We start from the raw sequence: 6,729 nt of genomic DNA on the forward strand, positions 1-6,729 counted from the left end.
TCGGTTCGACCGCTCACAGAACGGCCTTCAATGCGCGGCGCCCCAGCTTTTGCCTGTTCCGATTTCGACGCCGAGCGGAACCGTGAGTTGTATAGCGGGTTCGGCAGCCGACGCCATCACCTGTTCGATGATGGGCGCCGCCGCCCCGACATCGCCCTCGGACAGCTCGAAGACGAGTTCGTCGTGCACCTGAAGCAGCATGCGCACATCCGGCAGCCCCGCGTCGCGCAGCGCGCCCGGCATGCGCGCCATCGCGCGCTTGATGATGTCCGCGCTCGTTCCCTGGATCGGCGCGTTGATCGCGGCGCGTTCGGCACCCTGGCGCTCATGCTGGACGTTGGACCTGATCCGCGGGAAATGCGTCTTGCGGCCGAACAATGTGGTGGTGAAACCCGTCTCGCGCACGCTGCTCAGCGTCTCGTGGATATAGTTGCGGATGCCGGGGAAGCGGTCGAAATAGCGGTCGATCATCGCCTGCGCCTCGTCGGCGCCGATCTCCAGCCGGCCGGCAAGCCCCCAGCGCGAAATGCCGTAAAGGATCGCGAAGTTGATCGTCTTGGCGCGGCCGCGCGTGTCGCGGTTGACCTCCCCGAACAGTTCCTGCGCGGTCATGTTGTGGATGTCGTCGCCGCGCAGGAACGCTTCGCGCAGCGGCGGCACATCGGCCATGTGCGCGGCGAGCCGCAGCTCGATCTGGCTATAGTCGGCCGAGAGCAGGACATTGCCCGGCTCGGCGACGAAGGCGTCGCGGATGCGCCGCCCCGCCTCGGAGCGCACGGGGATGTTCTGGAGGTTCGGGTCGTTGGACGCCAGCCGCCCCGTTTGCGCGCCCGTCATCGAATAGCTGGTGTGGACGCGGCCGGTTCGCGGATTGATCTCGCTCTGGAGCGTGTCGGTATAGGTCGACTTCAGTTTGGAGAGCTGGCGCCAGTCGAGCACCTTGCGCGCCATCTCGACACCGGGGCTGCCTTCCTTGTCGGCGGCGATGCGCTCGAGTTCGTTGACGTCGGTCGAATAGACCCCCGACTTGCCCTTGCGCCCGCCCTTCAAGCCCATGCGCTCGAAGAGAACGTCGCCGAGCTGCTTGGGGCTGCCGATCGTGAAGGGCATGCCCGCGATGCCATGGATCTCCTTTTCGAGTTCGGCGATCTGGCCTGCGAATTCAGCCGAGAGGCGCGCGAGCTCCTCGCGATCGACCTTGATGCCCGCGCGCTCCATGCCCGCCAGCACAGGGATGATCGGGCGATCGACCATCTCATAGACGCGCGTGGCGCCCTCTGCGGGGAGGCGCGGCTTGAGCCGGCGCCACAGCCGCAGCGTGACATCGGCATCCTCGGCGGCGTAGCGCGTCGCATCGGCGAGGCCGATCTGGTGGAAGCCCTTTTGCGACTTGCCCGTGCCGACCACCTCCTTGAAGGCGATGCATGTGTGGTCGAGATTGAGCTTCGCAAGCTCGTCCATCCCGTGCCCGTGCAGGCCGGCATCGAGGTTGAAGCTCATCACCATCGTGTCGTCGATGGGGGCGACCGCGATGTCGTGCTCGGAGAGGATCGCGACGTCGTACTTCAGATTGTGCCCGATCTTGAGCACCGCGGGATCCTCGAGCAGCGGCTTCAGCCGCGCGATCGCGGCGGCGAAGGGTATCTGGATCGGATTGTCCGAAAGCAGGTCGCCGCCGATATGCGCGAGCGGGATATAGCACGCCTTGTTGGGCGCGAGCGCCAGGCTCAGGCCGACCAGTCCCGCGCGCGGGCCAAGGCTGTCGGTCTCGGTATCGAGCGCGACAAAGCCCTGCGCAGTCGCCGCGGCGATCCAGCGATCAAGCGCATCGAGATCGGCCACGGTTTCATAGGCATCGCGGTTGCATGGCGGCTCGTCGGGCAGCGCCGCGGGCGCGGCGGTCGTGGCCGGCTGTTGCGGTACCGCAGCGGCTGCGGGCGCGGCCGCCGCCGTCGGCGCCGTGGTGCCGAGCCGCGTCAGCAGCGACTTGAAGCCGTGACCTTCGAGAAAGGCGCGCAATGGCCCTTCCGGAATCCCCTTCATCGCGAGGTCGCTGAGCGGCTCGGGGAGCGGCACGTCTTCCTTGAGCGTCACGAGCACACGCGAAAGCCGCGCCATCTCGGCATTGGCGATCAGATTGTCGCGCATCCTGGAGGGTTTCATCGACGGCGCAGCGGCGAGCACCGCCTCGACATCGCCGAACTCGTTGACCAGCTTGGAGGCGGTCTTGGGACCAATGCCAGGCACGCCCGGAACATTGTCGACGCTGTCGCCCATCAGCGCGAGCACCTCGCCGAGTTTTTCGGGAACCACGCCGAATTTCTCGACGACATGATCGGGGCCGAGCCGCTCGTTCTTCATCGTGTCGAGCAGGTCGATGCCCGGCTCGATCAGCTGCATCAGGTCCTTGTCCGACGAAACGATCGTGACCTTCCATCCTTCCTTCAGCGCGGCGCGCGCATAGGAGGCGATGATGTCGTCGGCCTCGAAGCCGTCCTCCTCGATGCAAGGCAGCGAAAAGGCGCGTGTCGCATCGCGGATCATCGGGAATTGCGGAACCAGATCCTCGGGCGCGGGCGGGCGGTTTGCCTTGTACTGGTCGTAGAGGTCGTTGCGGAACGACGTCGATCCCTTGTCAAGGATAACCGCGAGGTGCGTCGGGCCGTCGGCCTTATGGAGCCCGTCGGCAAGCTTCCACAGCATCGTCGTATAGCCATAGACCGCGCCCACCGGCTCGCCCCGGATGTTGGTGAGCGGGGGGAGGCGGTGATAGGCGCGGAAGATGTAGCCCGAGCCGTCGACGAGATAGAGATGGTTCTGCGAGGACATGCGCGCGGGGATAGCAGGGCGACGCCGCACGACAAAGCCGGTTTGCGCATGGCCGTGCAATCGCCGGGTCATCGACGGTTCACCATCGGTCGGCTAGGCGCTCTGAAATGATTTCGCGACGGACATTACTGGTTTCAGGCGGCGCGGTGCTCGGTGCCGCACTGGCGCCTCGCCCGCTCATGGCAACGGGCGGCTTTGCGTCGATGCGGCTTTCGGTCGTCGTGCGCGGCCAGGGGCCCGACGTGATCCTCATCCCCGGGCTGACCGCCTCGCGCGACATGTGGAACGCCACGGTGGCCGCGCTTCCGGGCTACCGCTATCATCTGGTCCAGGTCGCGGGCTTTGCGGGCGATCCGCCACGCGGCAACGCATCTGGCCCGGTCGTCCTCCCCGTTGCAGAGGACATCGTCCGCTACATCATCGCGAACGGCCTCAAGGCGTCCGCAATCGTCGGCCATTCGATGGGTGGATTGATCGCGCTGATGATCGCCGCGCGCTGGCCGGCGCGCGTCGGCCGCGCGATGGTGGTCGATATGCTCCCCGCACCGGCCAACGGGCTGGGTATGTCGACCGCGGGACTGCGCCCGCTGATCGACGGGCTGCGCGACTCGCTGACCGGCACGCCCGAGGGCCGTCGTACGCTCGATTCGCTGATGGGCATGTTCGGTGCACCCGATGCACATGCCCGCAAGAGCGATTCGGGCGTGGTCGCGCGGGCGATGCACGACATCGCGGTCACCGACCTGACACCCGAACTCCCCAGGATCACCGCACCGCTGACGGTGCTCTACGCCACGGTACCCGGCGCGCAATATGACGCGGCGGCAGTCGATCGTGCCTATCGCACCGGCTATGCCGCAGCCAGGCGCGCGCGCCTGACACGCATCGCGGGTAGCGGGCATATGATCATGCTCGACCAACCCCAGCGATTTTGCGCCGAACTACGCGCGTTCCTGGCCGCGACGGTCTGAAGGTCGCGGGTTAGCGGCGGCTGACCCGGATCGCATTCGCGCCGCCCCGCGCCGCGTATTGATTACCGCTGCGCGCCAGCGCCACGACCGCCGCAATATCGCGACTGGCGCGATCCATCGCGCCGTTGTAGCAATTGCGACCATCCTGGCGCTGCGGCAGCGTATCAATCCTGGGGCCGATATCGCAGACGAACTCGGCCGCGTGATGCACGCGGGTATTCAACCGTTCGACTGCGCTGTCGGAACGCAGATTGAGGTCGGCATAGCTGACCGCCATGGTCCGCACGCCATCCCAGGGCATGGTCTTCGCGGTCGAGACGATCGGAGCTTCCGACTGACCCGCCAATGCCGGCGAAACCGGTGCCAGCATGGCCGCGGCTGCCAGTGCGGCCATAGCGCACCTGCCAATGATCAAACTCTGCATGTGAACATCCTGCCTTCCATTACGCGCCGATCCGACGCGGCGCATCTCGTGGACGGCAGACCCGCAACGCGAATCCACCGGACTACGCGGACGTGCCCCTGCCGGACAAAGGACGGGCGCGCCGTGCATGCTGCTTGGATCACGGCCGGAAGGGTTCAGGAGCTGCTTGGCTGGCGAACCTTCCGGTCGGGCCAATACCGTTCGTCGTGACCCGGAACGACTGTTCGGGCGAGCGGGATGACTCAGCCCTATTCGCATCGGCGATCGATTCTGTCTTGGACAAATGCGACAAGATCACGCGACAAGATGAAGTATAGTGCGTCTTTCGAATTTTAATTTGTTACGACACCGAGACATATCCAAGACACCATAATGTTGATTGTTCAAAGATATATGCACATCACACAAAAAATGTTGCGCATGAACGGAATTTATTTTTGGGTAAATGCAATAATATGACTCCGATGTCCGGACTATTCATCGGTGTCGATACCGATATTTGGAACGCATCAACAATGGTTGGGGAGGTGTATTTTATCCGCGCGCCGAAGCGTTTGCGCCGTTCAATCCCTCGGCGTTCGTTCCGGCGGATATCGGGGTTTCCCCCGATATGATGGCGCGCCGGCGGGGTGAATAGTCGTCCTGCTCCGGGGCGTCGACCGGAACGTCGGAAGGTGAAAGGTCATGACTAGCAGACTCGCAGCGATATGCGCCGGCCTTGCATTGCTGGCGATCCCGTCCCCGGCGCTCCATGCCAAGGCGCCCGACACCTGGGACGATCTTCACAAGGTGAAGGCCAAGCGCATGGACGAGGCCTATCTCCTGCCCGGCGCCGATTTTCGCGCCTATACCAAGGTGATGATGGATCCCACCGAGGTCGCGTTCCAGAAGAACTGGCTGAGGGACTATAACAGTTCGACCATCGGCCTGTCGCAAAGGATCAGCGACACGGACGCGCAGGCGATCCTCGACGCGGCGAAGGGCGGGTTCGAGCAGGTCTTCGCCAAGGCCTTCGCAAATGCCGGCTATCAGGTCGTCACCGCGCCCGGCCCCGACGTGCTGCGGCTGCGGACTGCGGTGATCAACCTCACCGTGACCGCGCCCGACACGATGTCTGCGGGCCGCACGCGGACCTTCTCAAGGGATGCGGGCGCGGCGACGGTGGTGATCGAGGCGCGCGACTCGGCGACGGGCGCGATCCTCGGTCGCGCGATCGACCGCCAGGACATTGGCGATAATTCCTTCATCTTGCGGCGTAGCAGCGTCAGCAATCGCGCCGACTTCGAACTGGCGTTCAGCAGCTGGGCCAAGGCTGCCGCCGCCGGCCTGACCGAGCTCAAGGAACTCTCGCCGATCGACACCAACGCGCAGGCCGTGAAGAAATAGGTGCCGATTACGGGTTGCAAGCGCCCCGCCGCCGCCGCACAGACGGCTCCATGCTCAAGGGGAGGATCGCTCTCGTCACCGGCGCGGCGCAGGGGCTTGGCCGCGCCATCGCTGACGCGCTTGCCGAGGCGGGCGCGCATGTGCTCGTGCACGGCCGCGACCATGGCGCGCTGGAGCACGCGGTTGCCGACATCCGCCAGCGCGGTTCATCGGCCGAGGCGCTGGCCTTCGATCTGGGCGACGAACGGGCGATCGGGCGCGCCTTCGCAGGGCTTGGCCGGCTCGACATCCTCGTCAACAATGCGGGCGCGCGCGATCGGCGTCCGCTGGCCGAACTGGATTCGGCAGCGGTGCGGCAGCTGCTCGAAATCGACCTTGTCGCACCCTTCGAGCTGTGCCGAAGGGCGGCCGGTGTGATGCAGCCGGGCGGGCGCATCATCAACATCACCTCGATCGCGGGGCCGATCGCGCGCGCGGGCGATGCCGCCTATACCGCCGCCAAGGGCGGGCTCGACGCGCTGACCCGCGCGCTCGCGGCCGAACTCGGGCCGCGCGGCATCACCGTCAACGCGGTCGCACCGGGCTATTTCGCGACCGAGGCCAATGCCGACATGGTCGCCGATGCCGATATCGCAGAGTGGCTGGCGCGGCGCACCTCGCTTGGCCGCTGGGGCGAACCGCACGAGATCGCGGGCGCGGTCCTGTTCTTCGCCTCCGACGCGGCGAGTTACGTCACCGGCCAGACGCTCGCGGTCGACGGTGGCTACCTCGCGCATTTCTGAAGCCAGGTCGGCTGTCTACATTCGCTGCCGAATTGCTGACTGTCGGGACACGACGCAATTGCCGCCGCAAGATCCTCCCCGGTACGGGGAGGTGGCAGCCCAGAGGGCTGACGGAGGGGCTGCGCTGAATTGGCGGGTTTTATGCCGGCCCCTCCACCACGCTTCGCGTGGTCCCCCTCCCCGTACCGGGGAGGATCCGAAAGGCCGCTAACCACGACTTTTCAGGCATTCCTCACCTCGGTCGCGGACGCCAAATCCGGACACCGCGTAATTGATGTAGTCACCCTCCTGGATGGTACGAAGTCGCGAACGCTTCAATGCAGGAGGGTGACCGATG

At 65.5% G+C, this 6,729-nt stretch carries 5 protein-coding genes; 3 read left to right on the forward strand and 2 right to left on the reverse strand.

The features are described from left to right. Positions 1 to 27: 27 nt before the first annotated feature. Positions 28 to 2,829, reverse strand: coding sequence for a DNA polymerase I (gene polA, locus AC3WJD_RS09915; protein WP_492746455.1), 2,802 nt, complete (start codon positions 2,827 to 2,829; stop codon positions 28 to 30). A gap of 107 nt (positions 2,830 to 2,936) precedes the next feature. On the opposite strand from polA, the gene AC3WJD_RS09920 reads away from it, so the two are divergent. Beyond that, positions 2,937 to 3,800, forward strand: coding sequence for an alpha/beta fold hydrolase (locus AC3WJD_RS09920; protein ID WP_492746450.1), 864 nt, complete (start codon positions 2,937 to 2,939; stop codon positions 3,798 to 3,800). 10 nt (positions 3,801 to 3,810) lie between these two features. Here AC3WJD_RS09920 and AC3WJD_RS09925 read toward each other — a convergent pair whose 3' ends face one another. Then, positions 3,811 to 4,194 carry a UrcA family protein gene (locus AC3WJD_RS09925; protein WP_492746451.1) on the reverse strand — a complete coding sequence of 128 codons (384 nt, stop codon included), beginning with the start codon at positions 4,192 to 4,194 and terminating at the stop codon, positions 3,811 to 3,813. Positions 4,195 to 4,908: 714 nt separating this feature from the next. On the opposite strand from AC3WJD_RS09925, the gene AC3WJD_RS09930 reads away from it, so the two are divergent. Both AC3WJD_RS09930 and AC3WJD_RS09935 read left to right on the forward strand, forming a co-directional pair. Then, positions 4,909 to 5,610 (forward strand): DUF3313 family protein, encoded by a 702-nt coding sequence (locus AC3WJD_RS09930; RefSeq protein ID WP_492746452.1) that lies wholly within the window; start codon positions 4,909 to 4,911, stop codon positions 5,608 to 5,610. Positions 5,611 to 5,660: 50 nt separating this feature from the next. After that, positions 5,661 to 6,392 carry an SDR family oxidoreductase gene (locus tag AC3WJD_RS09935; protein WP_492746453.1) on the forward strand — a complete coding sequence of 244 codons (732 nt, stop codon included), beginning with the start codon at positions 5,661 to 5,663 and terminating at the stop codon, positions 6,390 to 6,392. The last annotated feature ends 337 nt before the right edge of the window (positions 6,393 to 6,729 follow it).

This window comes from Sphingobium sp. FW306-1B-F04DB (assembly GCF_058781925.1).